14 protein-coding genes are annotated in these 16,962 nt (G+C 62.8%); 12 read left to right on the top strand and 2 right to left on the bottom strand.

Features of this window, described 5'->3' with window-relative positions; translation table 11 throughout:
* Positions 1-231 precede the first annotated feature (231 nt).
* A complete protein-coding gene (locus TK06_RS03135; RefSeq protein WP_063320773.1) occupies positions 232-585 on the top strand; it encodes a hypothetical protein in 354 nt (117 codons plus the stop codon).
* A 49-nt stretch (positions 586-634) separates the two neighbouring features.
* Here the strand turns inward: TK06_RS03135 and TK06_RS03130 are convergent, their stop codons facing one another.
* Positions 635-2,788 carry a WG repeat-containing protein gene (locus TK06_RS03130; RefSeq protein WP_063325051.1) on the bottom strand — a complete coding sequence of 718 codons (2,154 nt, stop codon included), beginning with the start codon at positions 2,786-2,788 and terminating at the stop codon, positions 635-637.
* Between the two features lie 242 nt (positions 2,789-3,030).
* Here TK06_RS03130 and TK06_RS03125 point away from each other — a divergent pair, with 242 nt between their 5' ends.
* The 5 genes from TK06_RS03125 to TK06_RS03105 all read left to right on the top strand — a co-directional run bounded on the left by TK06_RS03125 (position 3,031) and on the right by TK06_RS03105 (position 8,252).
* A complete protein-coding gene (locus tag TK06_RS03125; RefSeq protein ID WP_086936555.1) occupies positions 3,031-4,056 on the top strand; it encodes a LacI family DNA-binding transcriptional regulator in 1,026 nt (341 codons plus the stop codon).
* A 63-nt stretch (positions 4,057-4,119) separates the two neighbouring features.
* On the top strand, positions 4,120-4,902 hold the full coding sequence (locus TK06_RS03120; RefSeq protein WP_063320772.1) for a sugar phosphate isomerase/epimerase family protein: 783 nt from the start codon (positions 4,120-4,122) through the stop codon (positions 4,900-4,902).
* Entirely contained in the window at positions 4,895-5,869 is a 975-nt protein-coding gene (locus tag TK06_RS03115) for a sugar kinase (protein ID WP_063320771.1), read from the top strand. The genes TK06_RS03120 and TK06_RS03115 overlap by 8 nt, the downstream gene beginning before the upstream one ends.
* A gap of 92 nt (positions 5,870-5,961) precedes the next feature.
* On the top strand, positions 5,962-7,260 hold the full coding sequence (locus tag TK06_RS03110; RefSeq protein ID WP_063320770.1) for an MFS transporter: 1,299 nt from the start codon (positions 5,962-5,964) through the stop codon (positions 7,258-7,260).
* Between the two features lie 14 nt (positions 7,261-7,274).
* On the top strand, positions 7,275-8,252 hold the full coding sequence (locus TK06_RS03105; RefSeq protein ID WP_063320769.1) for a 2-hydroxyacid dehydrogenase: 978 nt from the start codon (positions 7,275-7,277) through the stop codon (positions 8,250-8,252).
* A 791-nt stretch (positions 8,253-9,043) separates the two neighbouring features.
* On the opposite strand, the gene TK06_RS03095 is transcribed toward TK06_RS03105, so the two are convergent.
* On the bottom strand, positions 9,044-9,412 hold the full coding sequence (locus tag TK06_RS03095; protein WP_063320767.1) for a DUF6124 family protein: 369 nt from the start codon (positions 9,410-9,412) through the stop codon (positions 9,044-9,046).
* 601 nt (positions 9,413-10,013) lie between these two features.
* Between TK06_RS03095 and TK06_RS03090 the strand changes: the two genes are divergently transcribed.
* Genes TK06_RS03090 through TK06_RS03065 form a run of 6 tightly spaced genes read left to right on the top strand, consistent with a single transcriptional unit; the run spans position 10,014 to position 16,857 of the window.
* Entirely contained in the window at positions 10,014-10,973 is a 960-nt protein-coding gene (locus TK06_RS03090) for an AAA family ATPase (protein ID WP_003202654.1), read from the top strand.
* Between the two features lie 9 nt (positions 10,974-10,982).
* Positions 10,983-11,927, top strand: a complete 945-nt coding sequence (locus TK06_RS03085; RefSeq protein ID WP_063320766.1) for a DUF58 domain-containing protein — start codon at positions 10,983-10,985, stop codon at positions 11,925-11,927.
* The gene (locus TK06_RS03080; protein ID WP_063320765.1) at positions 11,924-12,418 is read left to right on the top strand and encodes a DUF4381 domain-containing protein; all 495 of its coding nucleotides are present in this window, start codon (positions 11,924-11,926) and stop codon (positions 12,416-12,418) included. Before TK06_RS03085 ends, TK06_RS03080 begins: the two co-directional genes overlap by 4 nt.
* Entirely contained in the window at positions 12,411-13,490 is a 1,080-nt protein-coding gene (locus TK06_RS03075) for a vWA domain-containing protein (protein WP_063320764.1), read from the top strand. Before TK06_RS03080 ends, TK06_RS03075 begins: the two co-directional genes overlap by 8 nt.
* On the top strand, positions 13,487-15,223 hold the full coding sequence (locus TK06_RS03070; protein WP_063320763.1) for a VWA domain-containing protein: 1,737 nt from the start codon (positions 13,487-13,489) through the stop codon (positions 15,221-15,223). The genes TK06_RS03075 and TK06_RS03070 overlap by 4 nt, the downstream gene beginning before the upstream one ends.
* Positions 15,220-16,857, top strand: a complete 1,638-nt coding sequence (locus TK06_RS03065; RefSeq protein ID WP_063320762.1) for a BatD family protein — start codon at positions 15,220-15,222, stop codon at positions 16,855-16,857. The genes TK06_RS03070 and TK06_RS03065 overlap by 4 nt, the downstream gene beginning before the upstream one ends.
* The last annotated feature ends 105 nt before the right edge of the window (positions 16,858-16,962 follow it).

The raw sequence follows: 16,962 nt of genomic DNA, 5'->3' as shown, positions 1-16,962 counted from the left end.
CTTTGCAGGTGCACATCCGTTGCGCAGCTTAACGAGTGCGACAACCTGCCTGCTTGCAGCGCTGCGACATATTCGGTCATCGGCTAGCTAAACAGCCGGTACGCACCGGACAACCCTAGCAGGCTGGGGGCCAAACGGCACCCCGAGGCGGTAAACCAGCAGAAAATCCTTCGCGCTGGCAGAATCCACTTTTTGCACCCCGCAGGTGCACTCGATCCTGGAGCCTTCACCATGAAAATGACCACCGCCCTTCTGATCGCCAACCCGTGTGATGAAGAAGAAGACAACATGGCCATGCTCTGCTGCCACAGCACCCAGGGCGACATGTTCCTGATGACGCGCTACCCCGACGAAGACGAACTGGAAATCGCCCTCGATGGAGAGCCTTCGACACTGGACGGCGTCAAGGTCACCCTCAGCCCGACCCACTTGCTGATTGAAATTGCCCCGGCGGATGCCGATGCGCTCAACGGCGACGATGTGCTGGAGATCACCCACGACACCGATACGGCGGACCTGGCGGAAGTGGAACTGACGTTGCAGAACATCCTCAAGGGGACGGGGACCTATATAAGCCAGCTCTGAGATCCGGACACGAACACGCTCCTGTGGCGAGGAATCAGTGCGTCCGCCTTTATCCGTCTTTCTTCACGAGATTGCCATCGGCGTCATAAACCAGGTACTCGTCACTGTTATTCGGATCCCTCACGTAATAACGAGCCTCATTGCCGTTATCCGGCACGTCCAGGCTGGTGTAGGACCCCAGTTCCTTGATCACCTTGTTGTCCCGACTGATCAAGACCAGGCCGGAACCACCATCGGCCCGGATGGCTGCGGCGTAGTGGGTCTGGAACGCGCTGATCTGGTTGTAATCCAGCGGCACCTGCAACCTGCCCGCCAGGTCGATGGCACCGTAGCTGCCATCGCGTCCGACCACCGCCATGCCGTTGGAAAACGGCGTCACTTCGTCATACGGCAACTTGATGGGTAGCCGCGCGCCCTGGCGATCGATAAAAGCGAATTTCCGGCTTTTAGTGTCTTGCACCAATAGCGGTTGTTGCCCGACAAACCGGCCTATCACGTTGTCCACCTGAAGGTTGATCCGTTTACCTTGCAGGTCGAACACGTCTTGACGACTCCGATCGGCGGAGCTGGCGTAGAGCAACCCCTCGCGGTACTCGATGCCCGAGAACTGCGTCGGCAGGATCTCTTTGCCGTCCAGGGTATAGGCGCCGTACAGGCCTTCCATGACATCGGTTCGCTTGCCGAGACGGGCGATGAACACGTTGTCGGTCACGGTAGGGTTGACGAATTTCATCGGCAACACGAAACGATGACGCTTGGCATCATAGAGCCCGTAAGGGCCGTTGGTTTCGCGCTCCACCAACAGCAGGCCATTGCTCAACGCCTCGGTGATGTATTCGAACGGCAGGTCTACGAGTTTGTTGCTACCGGCGGGGAAGTAGGCGAGCTGGCTGCGCAACGCCTGCCACTCCGACTCCGGGTCGCTGGACTTCTCCGGGGAAAACAACGTGTAGGTATCGGCCATCTGGCTATCTTGCACCTGCACCCAACGGGGCTTGATCAACCACTGGCCAGCCTGATCGATGAAACCATAGCGCTCGGCGTTCCGGTCCAGGGCGATGTAACGCGCTTGTGCTGCAAGGACGTTGTCGACCTGGGCGAACTCAACGGTGTTGTCTTCCATCGGATCGAGCACATGGATGACGATACGTTGCGGGGTGGCCTCGAATCGATAGTCGACCTCGGTGTTTTTCAACGGCCCCACCTGAGCGGCCAGCACCTCGGTCAAGCGCTGCAATTGCTGTTGCACCGCCTGGCCGGTCTTGAGCTGCTTGAGATCGTCCTTGGTCTGCAACAGCGCGTTGTAATACTCGTGCAACGCCGCGATATCGCCATCGGAGGGGAACGCCCGGGAGTTATTACCGTCGCTGTAGAGCGCCCTGCCCGCGTCATCCAGCCCCTGCACCACGAAGGTCGACAATTTCGGTGTACTCAACCGCACGGACGCGCTGTCATCACCCAGGGCAGTGAGCTGGAAGGACTGACCGCCGTCCAGGGTCACTTTCGGGTGATCCTTGTCCAGTACCACTTTCTTGAACGCCGGGTAGCTGCGGTAAGCGACCGTGAGGCCGAGGCTCGCCAGGGATTTGTTCACCGACAGGGCGAAGGCGTCATGGGACGAGATCGTGTCGTCGGACTCGACCTGGGGCGACACCTTGAGCTCGGCGAAGGTTGTTTCGCTGCCATCGCGAAAACGCAGGCGCTGCGGCAGGTACTGCTCCGCCGCCGGCTCCTCCGGCGTGGCGGCGCGCTTCCAGAGCGGATCGAGGCGGCTGGTATCGAGCCGCACCTCAGAACCCTCGGCAAACAGCCGCTGGGTAAAACGCAAGCCTTGAATCGACGCCAGCTCAGCTTTCAGTTGCGCGCTGGTGAACGGGACAAACAGCGGCTCGTATTGCAATGGCTGCTCGTCGTCGGGCTCGCTCGTCGAAAGGGTCAGGCTCAATTGCGCGTCGCTGATCAGCTCCAGGGACCTGAGGGTTTCACCGGTGTCCTGAATCAAGTAATTGAGGCGTTTTTCCACCTCGGGCGCTGCCAGCGTACCGATGTCTTCCATGCCCCCTTCGTTCAGTTGCTCGGCGGCGAAACCTTCATCTACCGGCGCGCCGCTGTGGCGAAACAGGTAATAGGACGCACAGCCCACCACCAACAAGGTCACACTCAGTATCGACAGCAATCTCAAACGAGGCTGGGTAAAGTTCATGGTGGTTTCGGCAGTCAACGGGCTGGGGAGACAGGCAGCTAACCACACGGCCTTGCGCGCTGCAAATCGCCTGGGTGGCCCGGTTCTGATGAAGACCTGTCTGGATCGTCGCCCTGTCCGACGCAAGCGAACCACCGCTGGTCGTGCCTGCGACACGTCGCCCTTGACGACCGATTGGGTTCTGGTGTTTCCTGAAACCGGTTTCAGAACCACTAATAAATCCAATAAGCAGGTTTCAATCCGTGACTTCTTTCTCCGCCGCCCAGCGCAACCGCGTGACCATGCTCGATGTCGCCGAACGCGCCGGGGTCTCCAAGGCCAGTGTCTCGCGTTTCATTGGCGAAGACCGGGCCCTGCTCTCCGAGGCCATCGCCCGGCGCATCGAGCAGGCCATCAGCGAGCTGGGCTACCGGCCGAACCAGATGGCCCGCGGCCTCAAGCGTGGGCGCACACGCCTGATCGGCATGCTGGTGGCCGATATCCGCAACCCTTATTCGATTGCCGTGATGCATGGCGTGGAAACCGCCTGTCGTCGCCATGGCTATAGCCTGGTGGTGTGCAACACCGACCGCGACGACGAGCAGGAACGCCAGCACCTGGCGTTGCTGCGCGCCTACAACATCGAAGGGCTGATCGTGAACACCCTCGGTCATCACCGTGAGGAACTGCTCGAACTGCGCGGCGAGATGCCGCTGGTGCTGGTGGATCGCAAGGTCGATCGGCTCGACAGCGACCTGGTGGGACTGGATAACCCGGCCGCCGTCGCGATGGCGCTCGACCACCTTGAACAACGGGGTTATCGCGATCTGCTCCTGGTCACCGAGCCCTTCGACGGCACCAGCTCGCGGATCGAGCGGGTCGACAGTTTCAAGGCCGGCATCGAGCGTCGCCCTGCCCTGACCGGCGCCGTGGTGGAAACCTGTGATCGGTTGACCGCCCGCATCAAGACCTTCCTTGCCCAGCCGGGCGCTGGCCCCAAGGCACTGTTCTGCGCCAACGGCATTGCTGCGTTGGCCGCCACTCAAACCTTGCGCGACCTGGGTTGCCATTTGTTCGACGACGTAGGCCTGATCGCCCTCGACGATCTGGATTGGTACCCGTTGGTGGGGAGCGGCATCACTGCCCTGGCCCAACCCACCGCCGAGATTGGCGCCAGTGCATTCGAATGTCTGCTCAAGCGCTTGCGTGGCGACAACGGGCCGGTGCGGACCCTGGATTTTGCGGCGCGGTTGATTGAGCGTGGGTCGACGCTTGGGGTTTCTCGATGAGGCCCTGAAGCACACCCCCTTTTTTTAAATAAAACTGAAACCGGTTTCAGAGGTGTAATAACAATGAACAAACCACCCGTTTCCATCAGCCTTTCCAGCTACGGCGCCGACCTGGTACGGCAACAAGGCCAAGGCCGTTTCATCGATCTGCTGGCCGCCGCCGGCGCCTCACGCATCGAATGGCGCGAAGAATTGCTCACCACCGAACAGCCCGCCGAGCTGGCCGCTCGCGCTCGCGCCCAGGGGCTGCAAAGTGTTTTCTCGTCGCCACTGGAGCTGTGGCTCGCCGGGCAGTCCAGGCCCAACCCGGCCTTGGCACTGACCCTGCAACGGTCCGAGGCTTTCGGCTCGGCATGGCTAAAAGTCTCCCTCGGGCACTTCACCGACTCCCATGACCTGTCGGCACTGGCGGATGTGCTCGGCGCAAGCCCGGTGCAGTTGCTGGTGGAAAACGACCAGACCTTGCAAGGCGGACGGATCGAACCGTTGCAACGTTTCTTCACCGCTGCCGAAGAGCATGCATTGCCCGTCGGCATGACCTTCGACATCGGCAACTGGCAATGGCAGGACCAATCGGCCGCCGTGGCCGCCCGCCAGCTCGGGCGGTATGTGGCGTATGTGCATTGCAAGGCAGTGGCCCGGCGCGCCGACGGCAAACTCGTCGCCGTGCCTCCGGCCATGACCGACCTGCACCTGTGGGAGCAACTGCTCAAGCACATGCCCGTCGGTGTAATGCGCGCCGCCGAATACCCGCTACAAGGCGAAGACTTGCTGCAATTGACCGCTGAACATGTCGCCACCCTTGCCCGCCTCGGGCAACCACGCCGGGAGCCTGCCCATGCCTGAGTTCGATGTGTTGTCGTTCGGCGAAACCATGGCGATGCTGGTGGCCGACCAGCGCGGTGACCTGGCCAGCGTCGACCAGTTCCACAAGCGCATTGCCGGGGCCGACAGCAACGTGGCCATCGGTTTGTCGCGCCTGGACTTCAAGGTCGCGTGGCTGAGCCGGGTTGGCGCCGATTCCCTGGGACGCTTCGTCGTGCAGACACTGGAAAACGAAGGCCTGGATTGTCGTCACGTGGCGGTCGATCCAACGCACCCCACCGGATTTCAGTTCAAGTCCCGTACCGACGATGGCAGCGACCCGCAAGTCGAGTATTTCCGTCGTGGCTCGGCGGCCAGTCATCTGTCGATCGATTCCATCGCGCCATCGCTGCTTGAAGCCCGTCACTTGCACGCCACCGGCATCGTCCCGGCGTTGTCGGTCACGGCCCGCGAGATGTCCTTTGAATTGATGAGCCGTATGCGCGCGGCCGGCCGCAGCCTGTCGTTCGACCCCAACATGAGGCCAAGCCTTTGGGGCAGCGAGTCGACGATGATCACTGAAATCAATCGCCTCGCCGCCCTCGCCCACTGGGTCTTGCCGGGGCTCGGCGAAGGCCGGCTGCTGACCGGTTTCGACGACCCGGCCGACATCGCCGCGTTCTACCTGGACCAAGGCGCCGAACTCGTCGTGATCAAGCTCGGCGCGGACGGGGCCTATTACCGCACGGCGTTGGACCAAGGCGTCATCCCCGGCGTGCCGGTGGCCCAAGTGGTGGACACCGTGGGCGCCGGTGATGGCTTCGCCGTGGGCCTGATCAGCGCATTGCTCGAAGGCCAGGCCATCACCGAGGCCGTGCAGCGCGCCAACTGGATTGGCAGCCGCGCGGTGCAGAGCCGTGGAGACATGGAGGGATTGCCGACTCGCATTGAGTTATTGGCGGAATTCAATGACGCCAATCGCGAGCAAGCTCGCTCCAACAGGGGCTGACGTTAACCCCGTGGGAGCGAGCTTGCTCGCGATAGAGACCACCGCAAAACACACCTGCTGCAACAAAAACAACAAGCTCAGGAGTCAACGACATGCAAACGCTCAACCTCGCCACCCGCCGCTGGTGGTACATCATGCCCATCGTCTTCATCACCTACAGCCTGGCCTACCTGGACCGGGCCAACTACGGGTTCGCCGCCGCCTCGGGCATGGCCAAGGACCTGATGATCACCCCGGGGCTGTCGTCCTTGCTGGGCGCCCTGTTTTTCCTCGGTTACTTTTTCTTCCAGGTGCCAGGGGCGATCTACGCGCAAAAGCACAGTGTGAAGAAGCTGATCTTCGTCAGCCTGATCCTCTGGGGTTCACTGGCCACCCTGACGGGCGTGGTCTCCAATGCCTACTGGCTGATCGTGATCCGCTTCATGCTCGGGGTGGTCGAGGCCGCGGTGATGCCGGCCATGCTGGTGTACCTGTGCCACTGGTTCACCCGCGCCGAACGTTCGCGGGCCAACACGTTCCTGATCCTTGGCAACCCAGTGACCATGCTGTGGATGTCGGTGGTGTCGGGTTATCTGGTGCAGCAATTCGACTGGCGCTGGATGTTCATCATCGAAGGCCTGCCGGCAGTGCTCTGGGCCTTTATCTGGTGGCGCCTGGCCGATGATCGTCCATCCCAGGCCAAGTGGCTCAGCGACCAGGAAAAACACGACCTGGAAAGCGCATTGGCGGCTGAACAGGTGGGTATCAAGGCGGTGAAGAACTATGCCGAGGCCTTCCGCTCGCCCAAGGTCATCATCCTGGCGTTGCAGTTTTTCTGCTGGAGCATCGGGGTCTACGGGTTCGTCCTGTGGTTGCCTTCAATTCTCAAGGCCGGCCTGCAGATGAACATGGTCGAGGCCGGGTGGCTGTCGTCCTTGCCTTACCTGGCGGCGGTGATCGGCATGCTGGTGGTGTCCTGGGCGTCGGACAAGGCGCAGAAGCGCAAGCGTTTCGTCTGGCCGCCGCTGCTGGTCGCTTCCATCGCGTTCTACGCCTCCTACCTGCTGGGGCCTGAACATTTCTGGTGGTCTTACAGCCTGCTGGTGGTGGCCGGGGCTTGCATGTATGCGCCGTACGGGCCGTTTTTTGCCATCGTTCCGGAAATCCTCCCCGCCAACGTCGCCGGCGGTGCCATGGCGCTGATCAACAGCATGGGCGCGCTGGGCTCCTTCGGCGGCTCGTACCTGGTGGGTTACCTCAACGGTTCCACCGGCTCTCCTGGCATGTCCTTCCTGTTGATGAGCGGCGCGTTGCTGGTGGCCGTGGTGCTGACCCTCGCCCTCAAGCCCGGCGCCAGCGACCGGGTTCTGTCGAAAACCGCGACGCCACACTCGGCGCCTGCCCATTCCTGAAGCGAGACCCCTCCATGAAAAAGCACGTGGTGTTGTACAAAGCGCTGTCAGCGCAATTGATGGCCCGTTTGCAAGCGCAGGCCCAAGTCACCCTCATCGAGCGCCTCGATGCGCAGGGCCTGGTGCAACTGCGCGAGGCCTTGCCAAGCGCCCATGGCTTGCTGGGTGCCAGCCTCAAGCTGGACGCGCCGTTGCTGGACCTGGCGCCGAACCTGCAAGCCATCGCCAGCGTCTCGGTGGGGGTCGACAACTACGACATCGACTACCTGACCGAACGCCGGATCCTGCTCACCAATACCCCGGACGTGCTCACCGAAACCACCGCGGACACCGGTTTCGCCCTGATCCTGGCAACCGCCCGGCGCGTGGTGGAGCTGGCCAACCTGGTGCGCAGCGGCGGCTGGCAACAGAGCATCGGCCCCCGGCATTTCGGCACCGACGTCCATGGCAAGACCCTGGGCATCATCGGCATGGGCCGCATCGGCGAAGCCTTGGCCCAGCGCGGGCACTTCGGCTTCGGCATGCAGGTCATCTACCACAGCCACTCGCCCAAGCCCGCGGTCGAGCAGCGTTTCAACGCACGCTATTGCAGCCTCGAAACCTTGTTGCAGCAGGCGGACTTCGTCTGCCTGACCTTGCCCTTGACGGCTGAAACCCAAGGGCTGATCGATGCGCAGGCGTTTGCCCGGATGCGTCCCGAATCCATCTTTATCAATATCTCCCGAGGCAAAGTGGTGGACGAAACGGCACTGATCGACGCCCTGCGCAACGGCCAGATCCGTGGCGCGGGGCTGGACGTCTTCGAGCGCGAGCCCTTGAGTGCGGATTCGCCGTTGTTGCAACTGGATAACGTGGTGGCGACACCGCACATGGGCTCGGCCACCCACGAGACCCGGGAAGCGATGGCGCGCTGTGCGGTGGACAACCTGCTGGCGGCATTGGCGGGTGAACGGCCGGTGAATCTGGTGAATGCGGGGGCGTGGGTAGGCTGAGTAATCATCCGAGCACGGCAGCGCTTCTGTGGCGAGGGAGCTTGCTCCCGCTCGGCTGCGCAGCAGTCGCAGACCCGGCGAACGCGGTGTGTCCCGGGAAACCGCGCCGGCACGGTTTGAGGCTGCTGTGCCCGAAGCGTCGAACCGTCCCGGCGGGAGCAAGCTCCCTCGCCACAGGGTTAATGTGCTTGCCCGATGGGTATTCGCTCTGAATCAGAGCGAATACCCATCCACTATCTTTTTTAAAACCGGCTTCGCGCTTGATAGCCGGTTATATGGCCTCATCATTAATGTATTCATTGATCAACGCCTCGACTTCCTCCGCTGACTTGCAGAACCCGGTAATCGGCTCCCCATTCGAGTCCACTCCTTGAAATGTATTGTCATAGGGCTGATAGGCAGGGTCGTATTGACGAATTATGTACCCGTTGAAGGGACGATCTTTTGGGTAGTCCATAACAGTTCCCTCTCGTTATTGGGATGGATTCTTCAGGTGCTAACCTGATGCCGGCCAATCTATAACTCGGGCCAAATTGAGCGTCTACTGTCAGGACTGACAGGTACCGACAAGCTAACGTCGTTCCCTTCACACGAACCAACGGCCGGAATTTCGTCCGACTGTTGTCGCAGCTCCAATGTGGGAGCCTGCTCCGGACGGCGACTTGACGATAGCGGTGGTTCAGCCCCATCTATGTTGAATGTACCGCCGCCATCGCGAGCAAGCTCGGCTCCCACAGGTTTTGTGGTTTGCCTAGGATTTAAGGAATGTCACAAGTCCCTCGCCACGGGGGTTATGTCGGTTGGCGGGTTTCGATGTTGTCCAGTGCACGGTTTGCCAGCAGGCTGCCCAGTTCGATCAGTTGCTGAATGCCCAGGAGGAAATGCCGGCGTGAACCGTCCAGGTCGAACGCCAGGTCATTGACCATGGCATTGGCCGAGGCCAGGGTTTCGCTGAGGTTGGCAAGCAGGCTTTCGGTGTCGATGTCTTTGTTGACGGTGAAGAGTTGGCCGGGGGCAGGTTCTGCTTCGGGTTTGTCCGGCTTGGGGTTCAGGTAATGGTCGAGGACTCGATCGGTGACTTCGTCGTGTTTTTGAGACTTGGTTTTTGAACGCGGTGACGTTGGATCGGTGTTCGGTGGGTTCGGGGTTACTTTGAACATGAATGAATCTCCAAATCAGAAAAAGGAGACCATCAACCTCGCTACCAAACGAAGGTGGCGGCCATACGCGGGTTGGTAGACCGGTGACTTGGAGAACCGGCGCGTCCGAAGACGCCCTGCGCATGACCGCCATAAAACAGATACCAAAAAGGCCTCCGTTACAGGGGCTGTGCGACAAGTCAAAAGCCGGGCTACCAAACCCGATCGCTGATTCATCAGCGACCCGGAAACGATAGAACCTGCCTCCCAAGCGCACAAGCCGGCGGATTCTGGCGTAGTTGTAGGCAATGGCGCAAGACAACGTAGCCCGATACAGAACACTCCTACATCCAGATAAACACCCCTTCATTTTGTGAGTGCTTCGCACTGGAGCGCCAGCCCGGTCAAGCGGGAGCAAGCTCCCTCGCCACCGGGTAAGTGCGCCTATCGGGTAGGATTCATGGCAAGCAAACCCACCCCCACAATCTTTCCAAGCCGATCACAATTCACACGGCCAATCAAAATCCCGTTAGTCGCCACCCCCCGCCATGCATTAAAGTAACGCCCCCAGCCCCGGCGTTATCCGAACGTCCGGGGCCACCCTTTCCAGGAACAGTCACCGATGGAACATCGTGAAGCGCTGCTTGCGCTGCGAACCTTTCTTTCAACGCAGATTCTCGGCCAGGAAAAACTCATCGAGCGCCTGCTCATCGCCCTGCTCGCCGACGGCCACATGCTGGTGGAAGGCGCGCCGGGGCTGGCCAAGACCAAGGCCATCAAAGAACTGGCCGAAGGCGTCGAAGCGCAATTCCATCGCATCCAGTTCACCCCCGACCTGCTGCCCGCCGACATCACCGGTACGGAAATCTACCGCCCGGAAACCGGCAGCTTCGTGTTCCAGCAAGGGCCGATCTTCCACAACCTGGTGCTGGCGGACGAAATCAACCGGGCCCCGGCCAAGGTCCAGTCGGCCTTGCTGGAGGCGATGGCCGAGCGGCAGGTCAGCGTCGGGCGCAGCACTTATGAACTGTCGCCGCTGTTCCTGGTGATGGCCACGCAGAACCCGATCGAGCAGGAAGGCACCTACCCGCTGCCCGAAGCCCAGCTCGACCGCTTCCTGATGCACGTCAAGATCGGTTTCCCTGACGCCGCGGTGGAACGCCGTATCCTGCAGCAGGCCCGGGGTGAAGCGCTGAACGGCGAGACCAAGCCCGAACGCCGCGTGAGCCAGCAGGCGATTTTCTCTGCGCGCAAGGAAATCCTCGGGTTGTACATGGCCGACGCCGTGGAGGAGTACTTGGTGCAACTGATCATGGCCACCCGCAACCCGGCCAAGTTCGATCCGGAAATGGCCGAATGGATCGCCTACGGCGCCAGCCCGCGGGGCTCCATCGCCCTGGACCGCTGTGCCCGTGCCCACGCTTGGCTGGCCGGACGCGACTTTGTCAGCCCCGAAGATATCCAGGCCGTGCTGTTCGACGTGCTGCGCCATCGCATCATCCTGTCGTTCGAAGCCGAGGCCGCTGGCATCGACCAGGACCGGGTCGTGCAGCGGATTCTCGACGTCGTCGCTGTCGCTTGAGCATGTGTCATGAATAATCCACTGGCGCCCGCACCGGGCATCCGCGTCAGCCTTTCGGAGCTGATCGAGATGCGCCATCGCGTGCGCGAAGTGCAGTTGTTCTCGACCCCAGGCCAGCGCAGCCCGCTGATCGGCCTGCACCACTCCAAACTGCGCGGACGCGGGGTCGATTTCGACCAGGTGCGGGTCTATCAGGCCGGCGACGACGTACGCACCATTGACTGGCGCGTCACCGCCCGGACCCAGGAGCCCCACACCAAACTGTTCCACGAAGAACGCGAGCGGCCGATCTTCATCATGATCGAGCAAAGCCACCGGCTGTTCTTCGGTTCGGGGCTGGTGTTCAAGTCGGTACTCGCCGCCCAGGCCGCCAGCCTCATAGGCTGGGCCGCGCTGGGGCATAACGACCGGGTCGGCGGCCTGGTGTTCGGCAATAACACCCATTACGAGGTCAAGCCGCGACGCAGCAAACAGAGCCTGTTGCAATTGCTCAACCGGTTGGTGCGGGTCAATCAGTCACTGCACACCGAGGCCGAGCCGGATCGCGACTCGTTCGGCATCGCCCTGCGCCGAGCCCGGGAAGTGCTACGGCCCGGCAGCCTGGCGATCGTGATTTGCGATGAGCGCGCGCTGTCCGACAGCGCCGAGCAACAGTTGAGCCTGCTGTCGCGCCATTGCGACCTGTTGTTGCTGCCACTGTCGGACCCGCTGGATCATGCCCTGCCCGCCGCCGGTCTGCTGCGGTTCACCCAGCGTGGTTCGCAGCTGGAACTCGACACCCTGAATTTCGAACTGCGCCAGGCCTATCGCGCCCAGGCCGAGGCGCGCCAGGAACGCTGGGAGATGCTGGCGCAGAAACTGCGAATCCTGATGCTGCCCCTGAGTACCCAGGGCGACATGGTCGAGCAACTGCGCGACTACCTGAACCCCAAGCGGGCCGGGAAAAGCCGATGAGCAGCCTCGATCAACTGCAACCGCTGATGGCGCCGCCGCCTATCGGTTTCTGGCCACCCGCGCCAGGCTGGTGGCTGCTGCTGGTGTTGATCCCATTGCTGGGCCTGGGCCTGTGGCAACTGCGCCGGTTCATTCCCATCAAGCGCACCGTCGCCCGCGCCGAACAACCCCTCGACCCGGTGCGCCTGGCCGCGCTGGCCGAACTCGCCCTGCTGCCCAAACCCTACGACGGCGCGCCGGCCGGGGCCTGGCTGCAACAGCTCAACGGGCTGCTCAAGCGTCTATGCCGCAATCACTACCCCTACAGCCAGAGCCACACCCTCAATGGGCGCAAATGGCTGGCGTTCCTGGATAACCGCTGCCCGGCCGCGGGCCTGACGCGCTGGATGATATTGGTGGAAGGCGCCTACAAACCCGAATGCAAGCTCGATGACAAAGCCATCGCTGGGCTGACCCAGGCGGTCGAAATCTGGATTCGCAAACATGTTTGAGTTCGCCTGGCCGTGGGTATTCGCCCTGTTGCCGCTGCCTTGGCTGATGCGCCTGGTGCTGCCGGCGGCCGATAGCGGCGAGCCAGCGCTCAAGGTCAGCTTCCTCGGGGACCTGGAAGGCCTGGTGGGTCGCCGGGCGCGGGCCAATCTGCCGACCTGGCGGCAACAGGCGCCCTTCATCCTGCTCTGGCTGCTGTTGCTGATCGCCGCGGCTCGACCGCAGTGGTTGGGCGAGCCATTGCCCATTGCCGCCAGCGGCCGCGACCTGCTGGTGGCGGTGGATGTCTCGGGTTCCATGGACTTTCCCGACATGCAGTGGAAGGACGAAGAGGTCAGTCGCCTTGTGCTGGTCCAGCACATGCTCGGGGACTTTCTCGAAGGCCGCGAAGGTGACCGGGTCGGCCTGATCCTGTTCGGCAGCCAGGCCTATCTGCAAGCACCGCTGACCTTCGACCGCCGCACCGTGCGTCATTGGCTCGATGAGGCGCGTATCGGTATCGCCGGCAAGAATACGGCCATCGGCGACGCCATCGGCCTGGCCCTCAAGCGCCTGCGCCAGCGCCCGGCCCACAGCCGCGTGCTGATCCTGGTCACCGACGGCGCCAACAATGGCGGCGAAATCGACCCCCTCACCGCCGCGCGACTGGCCGCCGACGAAGGCGTGAAAATCTACCCGATCGGCATCGGTGCCGACCCGGAACAAAGCGGCACCACGGGTTTGCTCGGCGTCAACCCGAGCCTGGACCTGGATGAACCGACACTCAAGGAAATCGCCCAAGCCACCGGCGGCCAGTATTTTCGTGCCCAGGATGGCGCGCAATTACTGGCGATCAAGACCACCCTCGACCAGCTCGAGCCGGTGACCCAGCAACCGACCCAGGCCCGTCCTGCCCTGGCGCTGTATCACTGGCCCCTGGCCGTTGCGCTGCTGTTGAGCATGTTGCTGGTGGCCCGGGCGCGCTGGCCGGACAATCCGTTGCAGCGCCTGTTCAACCAGCCGCTGTTCCAGCCGGCCCAACACACCGAGTGGCGCCAGCGGCTCAAGCGCCTGCGCTTGCGGAGGCGTCGATGATCGCCTTCTGGCCACATTGGCTACGTCCCTGGTTCGTATTGCTGCTACCTCTGCTGGGCTGGTTGCTCTGGCAACTGTGGCACCGGCAGAAACGCGTGGGCCGCTGGCAGATGATCCTACCGCCCGCCTTTCATACTGTGCTGCTCAGTGGCGGCAGTGGCCGGGAAAGCCGGCTGCCGTGGATTGCCCTGGGCCTGGGTTGGCTGTTGATCGTGCTGGCGTTGCTGGGGCCGAGTTGGGCGCGGGTCGAACAGACCAGCCAGAAACCCGCCGACCCGCTGGTGGTGGTGCTGGAACTGACCCCGGAAATGCTCGCCACCGACGTCCCGCCCACGCGCCTGGAGCAGGCCCGGCGCAAGGTACTGGACTTGTTGCAGAACCGCAGCGACGCCCAGACCGCGATCATCGTCTATGCGGGCAGCGCCCATACGCTGGTGCCGCTGTCCGACGACCTGTCCACCAGCGCCAACCTGCTCGAAGCCCTTGCGCCATCGATCATGCCGCAGAGCGGCCATCGTGCCGACCTGGCGGTCCGCAAGGCGCTGGCCCTGTTGGACCAGGGCGAACTGGGCCATGGCCGGATCCTGCTGATCGGTTCGTCGCTGAACGAGCAGGAACGCCAAGGCATTCGCCAGGCCCTGGACGGTTCCGCCACACAATGGCTGATGCTCGGCATTGGTACCCGCGAAGGCGCACCGGTGCCCCAGGAAGATGGCAGTTACCTCAAGGATGCGCAGGGTTCGATCCTGCTGCCACGCCTGGACAGCCCGGGCCTCAAGGCCTTTGCCAACAAGCTGGACGGCCGCTACCGGCCGGCGCGCCTGGACGACAGCGACCTGCGCGGCCTGGGCCTGTTGGACGGCCCTCGTCATCTGCGCAGCGACGGACAAACGCTGCGCCTGGACACCTGGGCCGACCAGGGCTATTGGCTGCTCCTGCCCCTGTTGCTGCTGGCCGCCTGTGCCGGACGGCGAGGCTGGCTGTTCTGCCTGCCACTGTTATTCATGTTGCCGCAAACCGGCCATGCCTTCGAATTCCAGGACCTGTGGTTGCGCGCCGACCAACAGGGCCAGCACTTGCTCAAGCAAAAACGTCCCGCCGAAGCCGCCGCCCACTTCGAGGACAGCCAATGGCAAGGCGTCGCCCTGTACGAAGCCGGCCAGTACAGCGAAGCCGCCCGGCGCTTCGCCGAAGGCAACGACGCCCGTGCGCACTACAATCGCGGCAACGCCCTGGCCAGGAGCGGCGAACTGGAAGCTGCGCTGGATGCCTATGAGCAGGCCCTGGAGTTGCAACCCGACCTGCGCCCCGCCCAGACCAACAAGGCCCTGGTGGAAAGTTTGTTGAAACAGCCGGCCCCCGTACCGGAAGAACCCAAGCCTGCCGAAAGCGAGGAGCCGGCCCGCGCCGAGCAATCGCCGGATACCGACTCACCCACCCAGTCTTCCGAACCGGGACAGCCCTCTGTCGAGACAAGCGCGACATCGGACGAGCCCCAACCCCCGCGCACGGCACAACCGCCTACCGCCCAGGATGTACCAGGCAGCGAACTGCCCGATGAGCAGACCACCACCCCGCCACTGCGTCCTGCCGCGGGCCAGCGCAATGAAGAAGAACAGCGCCAGGCACTGGAACAATGGCTGCGCCAGATCCCGGATAATCCAGGGGAGCTGCTCAGACGTAAATTCTGGTATGAACAGCAAAGCCATCAGGCCCAGGAAAAAACCAAATGACCCGCTTCACCACCTACTTCCTCGTGTTGCTGCTCTGGGCCTCTGGAACCCAGGCTGCACAGCTGACTGCCAGTGTGGACCGCAGCCGCCTGAACTCCGGGGAAACGGTGGAGCTGACCCTGGAATCCAACGACGCCACGTTGTTCGGCAAACCGGACCTGGCTCCGCTCCAGGCCTTGTTCGATGTGCGCGGTACCCGTCAGGTCAACCAGTTGACGACCCTTGACGGTGAGAACCGCGCCACCACCCGCTGGATCGTGACCCTGCTGCCGCGCCAAAGCGGCACCGTGATCATTCCGCCGTTGCAACTGGGCGAAGTGACCAGCCAGCCGATCACCCTGCAGGTGATCGAAAGCGAAACCCGCAACGCCTCGGAGCCCCTGGCAGCGGTGTTTATCGAGGCCAGCCTCGACCAGACCGACGTGTATGTTCAGGCCCAGGCGATCTTGACCCTGCGCATCTACCATTCGGTGTCGCTGTACGACGACAGCAGCCTCACGCCGCTGCACATCCCCGATGCCCGCACCGAGCAACTGGGCGAATCGCGCACCTATGAAAAAGTCATCAACGATGTCCGCCATGGCGTGATTGAACTGCGCTACGGCATCTACCCACAGCGCAGCGGCGAACTGACGATTCCGGCCCAGACATTCAGTGCCACCCTGGTCGAGCCGGTGGCCCAGGACGCCGTACCTTCGGGCCCCAAGCCCGGCCAGTTGATGCGGGTAAGCTCCACGCAACTGTTGCTGCGCGTCAAGCCCAAGCCTGCCAGTTATCCGGCCGACGTGCCCTGGCTGCCGGCACGCAGCCTGTCCTTGAGTGAAAGCTGGAGCCCGGAACCGACCCACAGCCAGGTGGGCGACTCCCTGACCCGCAGCCTGACCCTGGAAGCCGAAGGCCTGGCCAGCGCCCAGTTGCCACCGCTGCCGGCCACGGAGATCAATGGCCTGCGGCGCTATCCGGACCAACCGGTACTCAGCAGCCGCAACAGTGAACGCGGGCTGGTGGGCAGCCGCGAAGATCGCGAGGCCCTGGTGCCCAATCGCAGCGGCACCATCGAGTTGCCACCGGTGGAAGTGGTCTGGTGGAACACCCTGGAAGACCACCTGGACCGCACCAGCCTCCCGGCGCGGACCCTGCAAGTGGCGAACAATCCGAGCCTGATGGTGGACACGCCGGCCGGCACGGCGCAGATCGTAACGACCGTCGACAGCGACATGCTCTGGTACTGGCAACTGAGCACCTTGGTCCTCGCCTGCACGACCGTGCTGGGCTTCGCCCTGTGGTGGCGCGGCCGCTGGCAGCCGGCCATCCTGCGCTCGACCCAGACCGGACCGAGCCCACGCACCTTGCTGGATGATCTCAAACGTACCTGCCTGGCCAACGACCCCCACGCCACCCGCCAGGCCCTCGACGCCTGGGCCCGCCAGCAACCGGAAACCCTGGCCGACATGGCCGCGCGCTTCGTGCCGCTGTCCGACGCCCTGGACGGCCTCAACGGCGCGCTCTACAGCGAAACCGGCCAGCATTGGCAGGGTGAAGACCTGTGGCGGGCGATTCGGGCGATTCCGCCCACCGATGGGGCGCAGGCTTCTGCCAGTGATTCCGGGTTGCCGCCGTTGTACCCCAAATAAACCCGGTTTCCTGGGCAGTCGTGGCTTTTGTAGCTTTTGTAGCTTTTGTAGCTTTTGTAGCTTTTGTGGCTTTTGTGGCTTTTGTGGCTTTTGTGGCTTTTGTGG

Origin of the sequence: Pseudomonas fluorescens (assembly GCF_001623525.1) — a bacterium.
GTDB lineage: Bacteria > Pseudomonadota > Gammaproteobacteria > Pseudomonadales > Pseudomonadaceae > Aquipseudomonas > Aquipseudomonas fluorescens_Q.
This window is presented reverse-complemented; position numbering and strand designations above follow the sequence as displayed.